The organism is Christiangramia sp. OXR-203 (assembly GCF_034372165.1).
Classification (GTDB): Bacteria; Bacteroidota; Bacteroidia; order Flavobacteriales; family Flavobacteriaceae; genus Christiangramia.
This window is the reverse complement of the sequence record NZ_CP139698.1, coordinates 2,534,627-2,548,891: the sequence shown is the minus strand read 5'-3', so window position 1 is coordinate 2,548,891 and position 14,265 is coordinate 2,534,627. Positions and strand designations below refer to the sequence as shown.

The 14,265-nt window shown below is 39.5% G+C and carries 17 protein-coding genes; 8 read left to right on the top strand and 9 right to left on the bottom strand.

Annotated features, from left to right (window positions below; genetic code table 11):
- Nucleotides 1-103 precede the first annotated feature (103 nt).
- Nucleotides 104-775: a peptidoglycan-binding protein LysM gene (locus T8I65_RS11770; RefSeq protein ID WP_322300792.1), complete on the top strand. Its 672-nt coding sequence runs from the start codon at nucleotides 104-106 to the stop codon at nucleotides 773-775.
- Nucleotides 776-777: 2 nt separating this feature from the next.
- On the opposite strand, the gene T8I65_RS11765 is transcribed toward T8I65_RS11770, so the two are convergent.
- Genes T8I65_RS11765 through dnaA form a run of 3 tightly spaced genes read right to left on the bottom strand, consistent with a single transcriptional unit; the run spans nucleotide 778 to nucleotide 3,410 of the window.
- Entirely contained in the window at nucleotides 778-1,506 is a 729-nt protein-coding gene (locus T8I65_RS11765; RefSeq protein ID WP_322300791.1) for an SAM-dependent methyltransferase, read from the bottom strand.
- On the bottom strand, nucleotides 1,503-1,970 hold the full coding sequence (locus T8I65_RS11760) for a low molecular weight protein-tyrosine-phosphatase (protein ID WP_322300790.1): 468 nt from the start codon (nucleotides 1,968-1,970) through the stop codon (nucleotides 1,503-1,505). The genes T8I65_RS11765 and T8I65_RS11760 overlap by 4 nt, the downstream gene beginning before the upstream one ends.
- Before the next feature lie 12 nt (nucleotides 1,971-1,982).
- On the bottom strand, nucleotides 1,983-3,410 hold the full coding sequence (dnaA, locus tag T8I65_RS11755) for a chromosomal replication initiator protein DnaA (protein ID WP_322300789.1): 1,428 nt from the start codon (nucleotides 3,408-3,410) through the stop codon (nucleotides 1,983-1,985).
- A gap of 205 nt (nucleotides 3,411-3,615) precedes the next feature.
- Here dnaA and T8I65_RS11750 point away from each other — a divergent pair, with 205 nt between their 5' ends.
- Nucleotides 3,616-4,014 carry a thioesterase family protein gene (locus T8I65_RS11750; protein ID WP_322300788.1) on the top strand — a complete coding sequence of 133 codons (399 nt, stop codon included), beginning with the start codon at nucleotides 3,616-3,618 and terminating at the stop codon, nucleotides 4,012-4,014.
- Here T8I65_RS11750 and T8I65_RS11745 read toward each other — a convergent pair.
- From T8I65_RS11745 to ribD, 4 genes are read right to left on the bottom strand one after another with little or no spacing between them, the layout of a single operon-like run.
- Nucleotides 4,008-4,625 carry a YigZ family protein gene (locus T8I65_RS11745; protein WP_322300787.1) on the bottom strand — a complete coding sequence of 206 codons (618 nt, stop codon included), beginning with the start codon at nucleotides 4,623-4,625 and terminating at the stop codon, nucleotides 4,008-4,010. The two genes, T8I65_RS11750 and T8I65_RS11745, sit on opposite strands and share 7 nt — an antisense overlap.
- Nucleotides 4,622-5,494 (bottom strand): EamA/RhaT family transporter, encoded by an 873-nt coding sequence (locus T8I65_RS11740; protein ID WP_322300786.1) that lies wholly within the window; start codon nucleotides 5,492-5,494, stop codon nucleotides 4,622-4,624. The genes T8I65_RS11745 and T8I65_RS11740 overlap by 4 nt, the downstream gene beginning before the upstream one ends.
- Complete coding sequence (locus T8I65_RS11735; protein WP_322300785.1) at nucleotides 5,491-6,099, bottom strand: HAD family phosphatase; 609 nt, start codon at nucleotides 6,097-6,099, stop codon at nucleotides 5,491-5,493. Before T8I65_RS11735 ends, T8I65_RS11740 begins: the two co-directional genes overlap by 4 nt.
- Nucleotides 6,092-7,141, bottom strand: coding sequence for a bifunctional diaminohydroxyphosphoribosylaminopyrimidine deaminase/5-amino-6-(5-phosphoribosylamino)uracil reductase RibD (gene ribD / locus T8I65_RS11730; protein ID WP_322300784.1), 1,050 nt, complete (start codon nucleotides 7,139-7,141; stop codon nucleotides 6,092-6,094). Before ribD ends, T8I65_RS11735 begins: the two co-directional genes overlap by 8 nt.
- 28 nt (nucleotides 7,142-7,169) lie before the next feature.
- Between ribD and T8I65_RS11725 the strand changes: the two genes are divergently transcribed.
- Genes T8I65_RS11725 through T8I65_RS11700 form a run of 6 tightly spaced genes read left to right on the top strand, consistent with a single transcriptional unit; the run spans nucleotide 7,170 to nucleotide 12,476 of the window.
- Nucleotides 7,170-7,655, top strand: a complete 486-nt coding sequence (locus T8I65_RS11725) for a GNAT family N-acetyltransferase (RefSeq protein WP_322300783.1) — start codon at nucleotides 7,170-7,172, stop codon at nucleotides 7,653-7,655.
- Nucleotides 7,656-7,668: 13 nt separating this feature from the next.
- Nucleotides 7,669-8,532: a peptide chain release factor N(5)-glutamine methyltransferase gene (gene prmC / locus T8I65_RS11720; protein WP_322300782.1), complete on the top strand. Its 864-nt coding sequence runs from the start codon at nucleotides 7,669-7,671 to the stop codon at nucleotides 8,530-8,532.
- The gene (locus T8I65_RS11715; protein WP_322300781.1) at nucleotides 8,516-9,118 is read left to right on the top strand and encodes a TIGR00730 family Rossman fold protein; all 603 of its coding nucleotides are present in this window, start codon (nucleotides 8,516-8,518) and stop codon (nucleotides 9,116-9,118) included. Before prmC ends, T8I65_RS11715 begins: the two co-directional genes overlap by 17 nt.
- Nucleotide 9,119: 1 nt before the next feature.
- Complete coding sequence (locus T8I65_RS11710; protein ID WP_322300780.1) at nucleotides 9,120-9,788, top strand: VOC family protein; 669 nt, start codon at nucleotides 9,120-9,122, stop codon at nucleotides 9,786-9,788.
- Between the two features lie 12 nt (nucleotides 9,789-9,800).
- The gene (gene ligA / locus T8I65_RS11705) at nucleotides 9,801-11,798 is read left to right on the top strand and encodes an NAD-dependent DNA ligase LigA (protein WP_322300779.1); all 1,998 of its coding nucleotides are present in this window, start codon (nucleotides 9,801-9,803) and stop codon (nucleotides 11,796-11,798) included.
- 57 nt (nucleotides 11,799-11,855) lie between these two features.
- A complete protein-coding gene (locus T8I65_RS11700; protein ID WP_322300778.1) occupies nucleotides 11,856-12,476 on the top strand; it encodes a M15 family metallopeptidase in 621 nt (206 codons plus the stop codon).
- On the opposite strand, the gene T8I65_RS11695 is transcribed toward T8I65_RS11700, so the two are convergent.
- Together T8I65_RS11695 and T8I65_RS11690 are read right to left on the bottom strand one after the other, a co-directional pair.
- Nucleotides 12,477-13,382 (bottom strand): metallophosphoesterase, encoded by a 906-nt coding sequence (locus T8I65_RS11695; RefSeq protein ID WP_322300777.1) that lies wholly within the window; start codon nucleotides 13,380-13,382, stop codon nucleotides 12,477-12,479.
- Between the two features lies 1 nt (nucleotide 13,383).
- Nucleotides 13,384-14,139, bottom strand: coding sequence for a 5'-nucleotidase (locus T8I65_RS11690; protein WP_322300776.1), 756 nt, complete (start codon nucleotides 14,137-14,139; stop codon nucleotides 13,384-13,386).
- Nucleotides 14,140-14,265: the final 126 nt, after the last annotated feature.

Here is a 14,265-nt window from a genome sequence, read left to right as displayed (position 1 = left end):
TGTAAGTCAGTTTATTAAAAAATGTCGTACATTTGCGCCGCGAATATGAGGAGGGTGAATTTCAAATAATTGAACCACCATTAACTTCTCAAAAACACATGTAATGAGAAAGAAAATTGCAAAATTTTCAATCTTGCCTCTTGCAGCAGGCTCTATTTTTTTTAGTTTTTCAACGAAAAAAGCTGCAAATCTCGATTTGGAAGATTACTCAACTTATGATCTGGAACTTGATTATACTGTTCCTGATGTGCGAGATGAGATCGAACCCGAATTTCAACTTTCAACGACTTCTCCGTTTCTTGGGAAATCCTATGTTGGTTTTAAGGAAGCCCTGGCTTTTAAAGAATCTCGTGGTGATTACAAATCCATAAACGAATTTGGTTACCTTGGAAAATACCAGTTTGGTAAAGGAACTTTAGAATTGGTAGGTGTTTACGACACTATGGGATTTTTGAATTCACCAGCCTTGCAGGAAGCTGCCTTTTATGCTAATGCATCCAGAAATAAGTGGATCTTGCAGCGTGATATCAAACGATTTGTAGGTAAAAATATAAACGGAGTTATTGTGACAGAATCCGGGATTCTTGCAGCAGCTCATTTAGCAGGACCTGGAAGTGTTAAGAAGTATTTGCGTAGCTGGGGTGCACAGGCTTTTAGTGATGCATTTGGTACTACAATAAAGACTTATATGAAGCGTTTTGGTGGTTACGATACATCATTTGTAACTACTACCAAAAATGCCAGAGTAGATTTTGGAAATTTAAACGAAGCTTAAAATTACAGATCCTTTTGGATGATAAATATAGCCGGTCTCTTATGGAGGTCGGCTTTTATATTTTTCCAGTCTGCTGCTGTTGCCGTTTTAATGAATTCAGTACTTAGGGTAAGATCGCAGGCAACGCATATCCTGGTAGCTGGATGTAGCATTTGAACTAGGTCTTCCAGAAATTTATTATTCCTGTACGGCGTTTCTATAAAGATCTGAGCTTGATTTTTATCTGCTGAAATCCTTTCCAGGTTTTTGAGTTCGTTCTTCCTTTCTTTTTTATCGATAGGAAGATATCCATGAAAAGTAAAGCTTTGACCATTCATTCCGCTAGCCATCATAGCAAGTAGAATAGAACTGGGGCCTACCATTGGAACCACCTGTATGTTGGCGTCATGAGCCAGTCTGACAATTTCGGCACCTGGATCCGCTACTCCGGGACAACCCGCTTCACTCATTAATCCCATGTCTCTTCCGGCTTTAGCAGCATCAAGAAATGTTGTAATTTCTGAAGCTTCTGTAAATTTATTCAAAGCTGAAAGATTAAGGGAAGGTTGTGATTTTTCAGGAAGAATTTCTTTGATAAATCTTCTAGCGGTCTTTTCATTTTCGACAATAAAATCATCGATATTCGAAATGATTTCAGCGTTGATACCCGGGAAAATTTTATCTGCCTCTGAAGCGCCTAGACCAACGGGTATTAGGTAGAGTTTACCTGAATTTGAAGCATCAGAACTCATAATTCTCCGGATTCAAGTTTTCTTTTTAGTTCATCTGTTGCTTCATCCAACATCATATAAACGTTTTCAAAACCCTGATCACCTCCATGATATGGATCTGGTACATCTACATTTTCTGATGGGAATATTTCTTCGAGAATCAAATGTACTTTCTGGCGTTCCTCGTCGGTTGCTGCCATGGCGATCACATCCTTAAAATTGGAATTATCCATTACGAAAATATGATCAAAATCCTGGAAATCTTTTTTGCTGAATTGTCTTCCTCTTTGCTGGGAAATATTGAGGCCATTCTTACTGGCAATGGCAATCGATCTTTTATCTGGTTCAGAATCAACATGCCAGTCACCGGTTCCTGCGGAATCTACAAAAACTTTTTCAGGATCAACTTTGGATTTAAGAATACCCTCGGCCAGCGGCGATCTGCAGATATTCCCGAGACACACCATCAATACCCTGGTTTTCATAAATATGTAATTTTATAAAGTGAGCTTTTTGTTGAGGTCTTCAACAAATTTCTTGAATTGCTTATCTGTAGAGGCAAGATTATCTACGGTCTTACACGCATGTAGAACGGTAGCATGATCCCTGCTTCCAATTTGAGAACCAATACTTGCCAATGAAGCTTTTGTGAACTTCTTCGCAAAGAACATTGCAAGTTGCCTGGCTTGTACAATATGACGTTTTCTCGTTTTGGATTGTAAAGTATCTACATCCATTTGAAAGTAATCACTTACAACCTTCTGAATGTAGTCTATGGAAACTTCACGCTTCGTATTTTTCACGTAGTTATCTACGATCTTTTTCGCAAGTTCCAGAGTGATATCTTTCTTATTAAAAGAGGAGTGAGCAATTAATGAAATAATAGCACCTTCCAGTTCCCTGATATTAGTTTTGATATTATTAGCCAGGAATTCCACGATATCTTCAGGCATTTCTACGCCATCACGATAAAGTTTATTTTTAATAATGGAAACGCGAGTTTCAAAATCTGGATTTTGAAGTTCAGCAGATAGTCCCCATTTAAATCTAGATAACAGGCGTTGTTCGATATCCTGCATGTCAACCGGAGCCTTGTCACTGGTTAAAATAACCTGTTTCCCGTTTTGATGTAAATGGTTGAAAATATGGAAGAACACGTCCTGTGTTCCTGCTTTCCCAGATAATAGCTGGATATCATCGACCACCAGAACATCTATGATCTGGTAGAAATGAATGAAATCATTACGATTATTCTTCTTGACAGATTCAATGTATTGCTGGGTAAATTTTTCCGCAGAAATATAAAGAACTGTTTTCTCTGGGTATTTATCTTTGATCTCAACACCAATAGCGTGCGCCAAATGCGTTTTCCCAAGTCCTACACCACCAAATATCAATAATGGATTAAAGGAAGTACCTCCAGGCTTATTTGCAACAGCGAGTCCAGCCGAACGGGCAAGTCGGTTCGACTCACCTTCAAGGAAATTATCAAAGTTATAATTAGGATTCAGCTGAGATTCGATCTTTACATTTCGAATTCCAGGAATAATGAAAGGATTCTTAAGTTCCGGGCTTTTGTTCTTTACTGGCACATCTACTTCCTGAGAAGCCATCTGCGACCTTTGAGTACTTGGGATCTTCTCTGTAAATGGGAGCTTATTACCATAGGTATTCTCCATCTTGATCACATAAACCAATTTCGCCTTATCTCCTAGTTCACGTGTAAGTGAAACCTTTAATAACTTCACATAATGTTCTTCCAGCCATTCGTAGAAAAATTTAGAAGGCACCTGGATACTCAGGGCACAATCTGTTAGTTTCACTGCTTGGATAGGTTCAAACCATGTTTTGTAAGCTTGAGGTGTAATGTTATCCTGAATAAAAGACAGACAGTTATTCCAAACCGATTGCGCAGTTTTTGACATTATTAGTTAGACGTTATTTTAGGTTAGTAGAAAGTTCTAAAGTGGCTTATGAAGCATACAGATCTCCAACTTGAGCAAAGCAAATATGTGAACAAATTATCTAATAAAAAAACCAAATTCGGGTTGAATTTTAAGAAAAATTATTGCATACTTGATTCTGAGCCTGAATATAAAAAACCTTTCCGTGAAAGGCGACAAAAATCACATGAAATCACACGAAACCTTTGTTAAAGTACGATATGCCGAAACCGATCAAATGGGAGTGGTACATCATAGTATTTATCCACAATACCTTGAAATTGCTAGACTTAACTGGCTAGATACACTTGGCATCTCCTACAAAAGTATGGAAGAGGAAGGGATAATGTTGCCGGTATTCGAATTAAATTTAAAATATCACAAACCGGTTACTTTTGATGAAAATATCAGGATTGAGACCCGCCTTCGCGAAGAGCCAAATGTTAAAATTATATTCGACTATTCTCTTTACAATGAACAGGGAAATCTGGTAACTACCGGCTACACTGTGCTCGTATTTATGGATGCAAAAACCAGGAAGCCGGTTAGGTGTCCAAAATATATGTTAGAGGCGCTTGGTTATTGATCTTCCAATCTTGAAATCTCAACTTTGTAGGTATTGTCGAACTTATTATAAATGCTTTCGACGTCACTTTTTCTAACTGCTATAAAAATTTTGCAATCCAATTCTAGTTTTTGGTCGATGACGTTCAAATTGTTTTTTTTGATCACTTGCATGACTTTGTTCATTTCAGGGTAATCAAATTTTATTACGAAAACCTCATCGATGGTTCGCTTTAGAATATTTGAAGATTCCAGAGCCATTTGCGCTGCAGTTTTATAGGCATTAATGAGTCTGCCAACACCTAGCTTGACTCCCCCGAAGTATCGAACTACGACAATCAGGATATTGGTGACGTTAAAACTTTGTATCTGTCCATAGATTGGCATTCCTGCCGAGTTTGAAGGCTCTCCATCATCATTTGCACGATAGTGATGGTCTTCTTCGGCCTTACCTGTTTGCCAGGCGTAACACCAGTGTCTTGCCTTGTGGTGGGAAGCACGTAATTCTTCCAGATGTTTAGCCGCTTCTTCTTCAGTTTTAATTGGAAATGCGTATCCGTAGAACTTGGAATTACGATCCTTAAATAATACTTCCGGGGATGCTTCAGTAATAGTTTGATACGTGTCCTTCATATGGCTGAATTCGCTACTAGAATTATACTAATCATAGCTAGAATAAGGCCTATCCAGTTTTTCCGAATAAGTTTTTCTTTAAAAAGCACGATTCCCACGATCGTTGAAAGTGCGACTATACTCACGTGATTGATCGTAAATATGGTTGAGCTCTCGTATCCTTCACTCCTTAAAGCCAGAACAAGGAAGTAAATAGAGAAGTAATTTGGCACCCCTAAAGCTATGCCGCCTAGTAAATTTTTAAACTGAAGCTTTAATTCGCCCCGAACCGCCTGGAAGATCATCACCAGCACCCCAAGGATTCCAGCTGTTGCGAAGATGGTCGAACTAAAAAGACCTACATCGGTTTTCGAAACATAACTGGTTTCAAGAAATTTTAAACTGGTATCAATAATTCCGCTTCCAAGAAATACCAGCAGTGGAAAAATAAGATTTTGCCATTTTATACTTATTCCATCTTTGGTTTTTATAGAAGTTAGATATACTGCTACTAATGCAAGTAATATTCCAGCAATCTTCAGAACTCCGGTGCTTTCATTATAGAGGAATATTCCGCAGAAAACAGGAATAGCAACCGACATTTTTGTGGCTACTGCTACTACAGATAGTCCGCTTTTCTGGGTGGTAATCGCTGCGAGGTTAAAAACGGTTATAAATAGCACTCCTAGCATTAAGGCCCCGGGAAACCATTTTTCAGAAGGAACAGCAGTAAAATCTGAGCCTTCAATAAATCCAAAAAAACCTACAGTACAGGCAATAAAATAATTGATCACGATCGCCTGCAAAGTATTTACTTCGTACTTTTTGTAAAGTCTGAATACAATAAAAATAATCGTGGATGAAAGAACGCTTAGAAGCAGATAGATCAAAATAACTCTTTTTTAGTGGTGAATAGATCGATTACATCCTCCCGGGTTGGTTCAAGGTTCCATACGTGCATTCCCAATGCGGCCGCAGCCTGAGTATTCTCAGCAGTATCATCTATAAAAAGGCATTCCTCTGCAATGAGCTTATGTTGCTCGAGTACAAACTCGAATATGTCGGGATTGGGCTTGCGCATTCCTATTTCGTGTGACAGATAAAATGCATCAAAACAGCTTTTAAAGTCCTCGTAAAATGGGATCCTTGACTTTATATTTTCAATATGATTGTCATTCGTGTTGCTCAGTAAAATGAGTTGGAACTTCTTTTTTTCTGCTAATTTCTGAAGAAACTGAAGTCGGTATTTCGGGAAGTCCAGTAAAATTGAATTCCAGGAATCTAGAAAATCTGAATGTTGTAATTGTGGAAATTCAGTTCTATAGATATTTGATATTTCATCTGAAGTTACAAATCCCTGCTCATAATCACGATTCCGGCTATGGATATGTTCTGGCAATTCATCTATCTGTATCTTTCTAAGGTTTTGCTGAGTTGCAGCTTTATCGAGATTGATAAACACATCCCCGAAATCAAATATTAGGGTCTTAATCATTGTCGCTATTTCTGAAGATTTCTAAAAGATCTGTTTCGATTTGATGAGTAGAAGCTGGTTTTCCATCTAGTTTCGGAGCTTTAACACCATCACTAAAATAGTTGTCACCTGTAAAAACTCGCGCTTCATCCCAAAGATTGGACGTAATAAATTGTTTTAGGATATTTGCTCCACCTTCTACGATAAGCGATTGGATTTCCTGTTCGTAACAGATCCTGCAAATTTCCTTCCCGATATTCTCTGAAAATTCGATTTTCTGGTAAACAAGGTTTTCGTGCTTATTCTCGGTTATTTTTTCGTTTAGAACGATCGTTTTTATTGACAGATCGAAAAGTGCCAGATCTTTGGAAAGTTTTAATTCCCTGTCAATAACCAGTCGAACAGGCGGAGTTCCTGACCAGTTTCTAACATCTAAACGAGGATTATCTGCCTTCGCCGTACCTGTGCCTACCAGGATTCCGCTTTCTTCACTACGCCACTTATGAACCAGTTGTTTGCTATACCTGTTCGAAATCCAGACCGGTCGGTTGGTTTCTTTAGTTTCTGGAGCAAGAAACAGGTCTCGGGTTTGGGCCCATTTTAGAATAATGTAAGGTCTTTGTTTTTTGTGAAAAGTAAAAAATCGCTTATTGAGCGCATTGCATTTCTCTTCAAGAATTCCAACCTGAACCTCTTTTCCTGCCTCCAATAATTTTTTAATTCCGCGGCCAGCAACTTTTGCAAATGGGTCCATAGTGCCAATTACAACCTTTGGGATTCCCCGGTCAATAATAAGATCACTACAGGGTGGTGTTTTTCCAAAATGACTACACGGTTCCAGACTCACATAAATAGTAGAATCTTTTAATAGCTCCTGATCCTGAACCGAATTAATGGCATTTACCTCGGCATGAGCTTCGCCCGCCTTCTGGTGCCAACCTTCACCAATGACCCGGTTATTATGAACGATCACGCTGCCTACCAGCGGATTGGGATAGGTGCTTCCCAGGCCGTTTTCGGCCAGTTGTATACAGCGTTTAATGTATTTTTCGTGTATATTCACAGCACAAAAATAGAATTAATTAGGCAGAATGAATACATGGAAAATTCGGGAAATCAAAGCCGAAGATAATCAGCAGGTTAAGCATTTAATCCAAAGTGTGTTAGTAGAAATGGGAGTTCCTAAAGTTGGAACTGCGTATGAGGATAAAGCATTAGAGGATATGACCGCGGAATATGATGGAGACAGGAAAGCATATTTTATAGTCGAAGAGAACAATAAAGTTATAGGTGGAGCTGGCATTGCTGCTTTAAGAGGAACTGAAGAACCCATTTGTGAACTTCAGAAAATGTATTTCCTGCCTGAAGCGCGAGGTAGAGGAATTGGGACGAAAATGATCAATACCTGTATGGATTTTGGCAGGCAGCATTCTTTTGAGAAATGTTATATAGAAACACTTCCCTACATGGAAAACGCGCGTAAACTTTACCACAAAAGCGGATTTGAAACTGTGGAGAAGCCTGTAGGTGATACCGGTCATTACAACTGTACAGTTTACATGCTTAGAGATCTATAAGGCTGGAAAATTGATGCAGTTATCAAATTTTAAAAAACGATTTTTCGAGGAGCTTTCAGGTTCTTACCCTGAAACTGAAGTGCAATCATTTTACTTTTTAATGACGCAGCATTACCTGGGGAAAACAAGGCTGGACCTGGCGCTTGAACCCAGGTATGAACTTTCAGAAGAGCAAAAGGAACAATTTCAGAAGGCATTGGAAAGGTTAGAAAAATATGAGCCGATTCAGCATATTCTTGGAGAGACAGAATTCTTCGGACTCCGGTTCAAAGTTAGCAAAGATGTACTTATACCCAGACCTGAAACTGAAGAGCTGGTATCATGGGTTCTTGAGGACCTTTCTTCGGAAGAGAAATCCATCAGGATCCTGGATATTGGATCGGGTAGTGGTTGTATCCCTGTAAGCCTGGCGAAAAATTTGAATACTGCGGAAGTACATTCCTGGGACGTTTCAGAAGAAGCTTTAAAAATTGCTGTTTTCAATGCTAAGATCAATAATGTACACGTAGATTTTCAACTGAAGGATATTCTGCAAACTGAAGATCTGGAACAGGAATATGATCTCATTGTTTCCAATCCGCCTTATGTACGTAACCTGGAGAAGAAGGAGATGCATTTCAATGTGCTTGATCACGAACCTGCACTTGCGTTGTATGTAGAGGATGAAGATGCACTCTTATTTTACAGGAAAATTAGCGAATTGGCGGTCAAAAATCTTAAAATTGGAGGTAGTTTATATTTTGAAATCAACCAGTATCTGGGTAAAGAAACTTTAAGTCTGGTGCAAGGATTCGGTTTTGAAGCAGAGTTAAAAAAGGATATTTTTGGGAATGACCGAATGCTAAAAGCAATTAGAACTAATGGAGGAGAATTATAATATTATTGAAAATGTAGCGGTCTTTTGTGCGAGTAGCGATGGAGTAGATCCTGAAATATTTAAAATGGCCCGCATAGTAGGCGAAGTGCTCGCCAAAAGAGATATTCGGCTTATTTATGGTGGTAGTAAATTGGGGTTAATGGGTCAGGTTGCCGCAGGAGTTATGGAAAATGGCGGATTTGTAACAGGGGTTATTCCGGAGTTTCTAAAGACCAAAGAGGTAGTTCATACAGAACTTGACAGGTTAATTACTACTAAAGACATGCACGAGCGCAAATTAACCATGAACGAACTTAGCGACGCTTTTATCACCTTGCCCGGTGGTTTTGGAACACTGGAAGAGTTATTCGAGATCGTTACCTGGTCTCAGCTTGGTTTGCATCGTAAACCTATTGGCTTGCTGAATATTAACGGATTCTATGACGACCTTCTTAGTATGCTGAAAAATATGACAGCCAAGGGTCTACTCAAAGAGGAGAACCTGGAGATCTTGCTGGTAGCTGATTCTATTGAAGAATTACTGAAGCTGATGCATAATTATAAAGCCAGACCAGTTCCTAAATGGATGAATAAAAACCAAACCTGATATGAAGATCCATAAACTTTGTCTGTACACTTCAGATGTTGCACGCCAATATTCATTTTACAAAGATGATCTTGGAATGGAGATCATCAACTATGAAGAAGATAGTTTTGAAGTACAATGCGGATATTCAATTTTACGATTCGAATTCAGGGAAAATAGTGTGCCAACACATTTCGCTTTTCATATACCAGATGAGCAGGAACAGGAGGCACTTAACTGGTTGAAAACTGTAGTTCCGGTTCTAAAGTACAATGATGAGGAGATCATTGACTTTAGTAACTGGAATGCGAAGTCGGTTTACTTTTACGATAAAGACCGAAACATTGTGGAGTTTATTTCCCGCAGAAATTTTTGCAAACCTGAGCTCGGCGTATTTACCGCTGAAAATATCGTAGGAATTGCAGAAATAGGCCTGGCAACGTCTAATATTAAAGAAGTATTTGAACAATTGAACGTAAAGAGTGATTTGCATAAATATGATGGAGATTACGAGCATTTTTGCGCAATTGGAGAAGATTCAGGCTTATTTATTGTCGTAAACAAGCATAACAAGGAATGGTTTCCCACAAATGTTAATGCAGATCCTTCAGATTTTCAACTGGATTTCGAGCATAAAAACAAGAACTTTCAGCTGAAGTTCGAGAATGATATAGTAAGTATTTCCGAATAAGAAAAAGAAAATATGGACGCGGAAAAAAGGATAAAGGCTTTAAGAGAAGAATTACAACAGCATAATTACAATTACTATGTGTTGGACAAGCCTCAGATAAGTGACTATGATTTTGATATGAAGCTGAAGGAATTGCAGCAGCTGGAAGATCAAAACCCAGATTTGTTCGATGAAAATTCACCTACTCAGCGGGTGGGTGGTACGGTCACTAAAAACTTTGAAACCATCGTGCATGATCAACGTATGTATTCGCTTTCAAATTCCTATTCTAAAGAAGAGCTGGAAGATTGGGAGAAACGGATTCGTAAAAGCGTGGATGGCGATATTTCTTATGTATGCGAGTTAAAATATGACGGTGCCTCTATAAGTCTTACTTATGAAAATGGTAAATTATCCCGTGCGGTAACACGTGGTGATGGATTTCAGGGTGATGAGGTTACCAGTAACGTTCGAACGATTCGCTCCGTTCCATTAAAACTGAAGGGCGATTTCCCGAAACGATTTGATATTCGAGGAGAGATCGTTTTGCCTTATGAAGGTTTTGCAAAAATGAATGCAGAGAGAGTGGAAGCCGGGGAAGAACCCTACGCAAATCCTAGAAATACAGCTTCCGGAAGTTTAAAGCTTCAGGATAGTGCCGAGGTGGCTCGTCGCCCGCTCGAATGTTTGCTTTACAGTATCGTTGGAAATAACCTGAATATCAAAACACAATACGAAGGTCTTGAAATGGCCAGGAAATGGGGTTTTAAAGCTCCTGCAGAATCGGAATTGAAACATTCTATTGAGGAAGTATTTGATTATATAAATTACTGGGATAAGCATCGTCACGATTTGCCTTATGAAACAGATGGCGTTGTGATTAAAGTAAATGATCTCCATCAACAGGATGAGCTTGGCCATACTGCTAAATCCCCGCGTTGGGCAATTGCTTACAAATTCAAGGCAGAACAGGAGTCTACCACGCTGGATAGAATAACTTACCAGGTTGGAAGAACCGGCGCGATCACACCTGTGGCAAACCTGCAACCTGTGCAACTCGCCGGGACGGTAGTACGTCGTGCTTCCTTGCATAACGCAGATCAAATTGAAAAGCTGGACATCAGGGAAGGAGATACAGTTTATGTTGAAAAAGGCGGAGAAATTATTCCGAAGATCGTAGGTGTTGATTTTACTCAGCGCGATCCGGATTCCAGTCCTACAGAATATGCTTCTCGTTGCCCGGAGTGTGATACAGAGCTTATCAGGAATGAAGGAGAAGCACAACATTATTGTCCAAATACCAATGGATGTCCTCCGCAAATCATAGGTAGAATTCAGCATTATATATCACGAAAGGCGATGGATATTGAGGGTCTTGGAGGAGAAACCGTTGCTTTGCTGGTCACCGCAGGCCTTATTAATAATTACGCAGATCTTTATACGCTCACTAAAGAGGACGTTCTTCCCCTGGAAAGAATGGCGGAAAAGTCGGCAGAGAATCTTATTACCGGTATAGAAAGATCCAGAGAGATCCCATTTGAAAGAGTTTTATTTGGATTAGGAATTAGATATGTAGGTGAAACGGTAGCTAAGAAACTGGCTAAACACTTCAAATCGGTCGAAGCATTGATGGCGGCCAGCAAAGAAGAGCTGGAGAATATTGATGAAATTGGAGAACGTATTGCCTGGAGCGTTGGTGATTTCTTCAGTAATGCTGAAAACAGGAAGAATGTGGAGCGTCTTCGGGAATATGGGATACAAATGGAAATTTCCGCAGAGAAACTGGCGAATCAAACCAGTATCCTGGAAGGGAACACGTTCGTGATTTCCGGAGTTTTCAACAAGGTTTCCAGAAATGATCTAAAAAAGCTTATTGAGGATAACGGCGGAAAAGTTTCCAGTTCGATCTCTTCCAAAACTAACTATTTGGTGGCCGGTGAAAATATGGGGCCGAGTAAGCTTGCCAAGGCAGAAAAGCTGGGTACTCAGATGTTGAGTGAAGATGAATTCCTGGCTATGCTGGATAAATAGATTGCTGTGAAAAAGTTTTTATTTTTTCTAATTTTTCTGAAAACTGGTTTCTTTTCCATGGCACAGACTATCCCTGAAGATTTTGTATATCTGAGAGACGTGCTACCATTTGCGATCGAAGAAGTACGTTATGCAGGTGAGCATAATTTTACAGGCAGACCAGTTCCCGGATATGAGTCGGCGCAGATCATTCTGACCAAGAAAGCTGCGGAAGCCTTAAAAAAAGTACAGCAAGATCTTATTCAGAAGGATTTGATGGTAAAGCTCTTCGATGCTTACCGACCTCAGACTGCTGTTAATGAATTCGTAGCCTGGGCTCGAAAACCCGAAGATACCCTGGCGAAAAACGAATTTTATCCCGATGTTCAAAAAAGCAGGTTGTTTGAACTCGGTTATATCGCTTCAAAATCTGGACATTCCAGGGGTGGAACTGTAGATCTTACTTTGGTGAACGTAAACACCTGTAAGGAATTGGATATGGGTGGAGCCTATGATTTTTTCGGAGAAATATCTCATCATCGTTCAACTTCGGTCACTTCAGAACAAAAGGTAAACAGGGAGCTTTTAAGAACAGTTATGCTTAAAAATGGCTTCCGAAGTTATTCTGAAGAATGGTGGCATTATACCTTGAATGCCGAACCCTTTCCTCATCAATATTTCGACTTCCCGATAAAATAATTATATGGCAAGCTTTACACCGTCTGCGGAAGATTTTTTTCCATTTTGAAAGAAGAAATCAACTCTGCCCAGATACACGCCATAACAGCCAACCTGGTTCACTAGGACTGGGTTTCCTGCCTTATTGGTTTCCACAGTTGGTTTATCAAGAAAAGTATGGGTATGGCCTCCGATGATTAGGTCAATGTTTTCTGTAGCTCTCGCCAGTTTAATATCCCCGATCTTTTGAGATGAATATTTATATCCAAGATGTGATAAACAAATAACCAGGTCACAATTTTCTTCCTCTTTGAGAATGCGGCTCATATCAGTAGCGATCTCGATTGGATTCAAATATTCAGTTTCCTTGTATAGTTTATTGCTTACCAATCCCTGTAATTCGATACCAACTCCAAAAACGCCGATCTTGATACCATCTTTCACGAACGTACGGAACTTATCAGTTTTTCCATCCATGACAGTATTGCTGAAGTCGTAATTTGATATTACAAAGGGAAACTCTGCATGTGGTAGCTGGGCATATAGTCCATCGATACCATTATCAAAATCATGGTTTCCAAGAGTTGCAGCATCATATTTTAGCATACTCATTAATTTGAATTCCAGTTCACCACCATAAAAATTGAAGTAGGGCGTGCCCTGGAAAATATCTCCGGCATCCAGTAACAGGGTATTGGGATTTTCTCTACGTATTTTCTCCACCAGGGTAGCTCTTCTGGCTACGCCTCCAAGATTTGCATTTCTACCGGCATCTGGACCAAATGCCTCGATATGGCTATGTACATCGTTGGTGTGCAGGATCGTGATTTGTTGTCTTTCAGGTTTAAATGACAATGCTGAAAGTCCGCCCAGACTCACTAAAGCTGTAGCGGCTGCCGTATTCTGAATAAAATCTCTTCTCTTCATGTTACTGTCTTATATATCTGTCATCGATCACACTTCTAATCGTATCGGTTTTACTAAAGTAGTCTATCATCACATTTCGAATCTTGTAATCACTGGAATGAATACTTACAGGATTAGCGAAAAATTTCATGTTATCACCACCACCCACAAGGTAATCTGAAGTCGCAACAAAGTAGGTGCTATCCTTCGAGATCTGCTGTTCATTGATCGTCGCATTCTTGATCATATAACTGCCATCAGCAATGATCTTTATACCGCTTACGGGATGTGCAGTTTTGGCTTTGCTGAGGTAATCCATCATTTCCAGCATCTTTTCACCTTTCAGCTCAGCAATGATTACTTCATTTTCGAACGGCATTATCTGGTAAGCAGTCCTGGTGCTAACATTACCCACAGGGATTTCTGCACGTATCCCACCATGATTTAGTAAGACCATATCTATACTGTTTCCGGTGTTTTTTCTGAACAACGGATTCACCTGTTCCATCAGCGCATCTGCCATCAGGTTGCCAATAGCCGTATTCAGGTCTCCGTCGCTTTTGGAGAGAAATGAAGGATTGTAGCTAAGCGGTGAATCAAGAGTTTCGTTGAGGTGTTGCTTGTATGGAGCGATAAATTCAGCGATCTCTGAATCTTCTTCGATACTATTGTCGACAGCGATTCTTTTTCCATCTATCTGCTCTAAATGTTTAAACTCAGTTTTACAGGAGCTGAGCATAAGAACTGAAGCAAATATAATCGTGGTAAGGTGTTTCATTTAATTTTGCATTACTTTTCAAATATAATAAGAATAGCCGGTCAGTCCTGTATTCAGCTCATTGATAAGTTGAAACTTTATAAAGTTCTGGCTTCTGGCAATCCTATTCGGTTTCCAACATCCTGG

Coding starts and splice junctions, on each gene's coding strand:
- T8I65_RS11700 (WP_322300778.1), top strand. CDS start 11,856: ATGGCACAGACTATCCCTGAAGATTTTGTATATCTGAGAGACGTGCTA.
- T8I65_RS11725 (WP_322300783.1), top strand. CDS start 7,170: ATGAATACATGGAAAATTCGGGAAATCAAAGCCGAAGATAATCAGCAG.
- T8I65_RS11745 (WP_322300787.1), bottom strand. CDS start 4,625: ATGAAGGACACGTATCAAACTATTACTGAAGCATCCCCGGAAGTATTA.
- T8I65_RS11690 (WP_322300776.1), bottom strand. CDS start 14,139: ATGAAACACCTTACCACGATTATATTTGCTTCAGTTCTTATGCTCAGC.
- T8I65_RS11760 (WP_322300790.1), bottom strand. CDS start 1,970: ATGAAAACCAGGGTATTGATGGTGTGTCTCGGGAATATCTGCAGATCG.
- T8I65_RS11735 (WP_322300785.1), bottom strand. CDS start 6,099: ATGATTAAGACCCTAATATTTGATTTCGGGGATGTGTTTATCAATCTC.
- T8I65_RS11695 (WP_322300777.1), bottom strand. CDS start 13,382: ATGAAGAGAAGAGATTTTATTCAGAATACGGCAGCCGCTACAGCTTTA.
- T8I65_RS11770 (WP_322300792.1), top strand. CDS start 104: ATGAGAAAGAAAATTGCAAAATTTTCAATCTTGCCTCTTGCAGCAGGC.
- T8I65_RS11765 (WP_322300791.1), bottom strand. CDS start 1,506: ATGAGTTCTGATGCTTCAAATTCAGGTAAACTCTACCTAATACCCGTT.
- T8I65_RS11750 (WP_322300788.1), top strand. CDS start 3,616: ATGAAATCACACGAAACCTTTGTTAAAGTACGATATGCCGAAACCGAT.
- prmC (WP_322300782.1), top strand. CDS start 7,669: ATGCAGTTATCAAATTTTAAAAAACGATTTTTCGAGGAGCTTTCAGGT.
- dnaA (WP_322300789.1), bottom strand. CDS start 3,410: ATGTCAAAAACTGCGCAATCGGTTTGGAATAACTGTCTGTCTTTTATT.
- ligA (WP_322300779.1), top strand. CDS start 9,801: ATGGACGCGGAAAAAAGGATAAAGGCTTTAAGAGAAGAATTACAACAG.
- T8I65_RS11715 (WP_322300781.1), top strand. CDS start 8,516: ATGGAGGAGAATTATAATATTATTGAAAATGTAGCGGTCTTTTGTGCG.
- T8I65_RS11710 (WP_322300780.1), top strand. CDS start 9,120: ATGAAGATCCATAAACTTTGTCTGTACACTTCAGATGTTGCACGCCAA.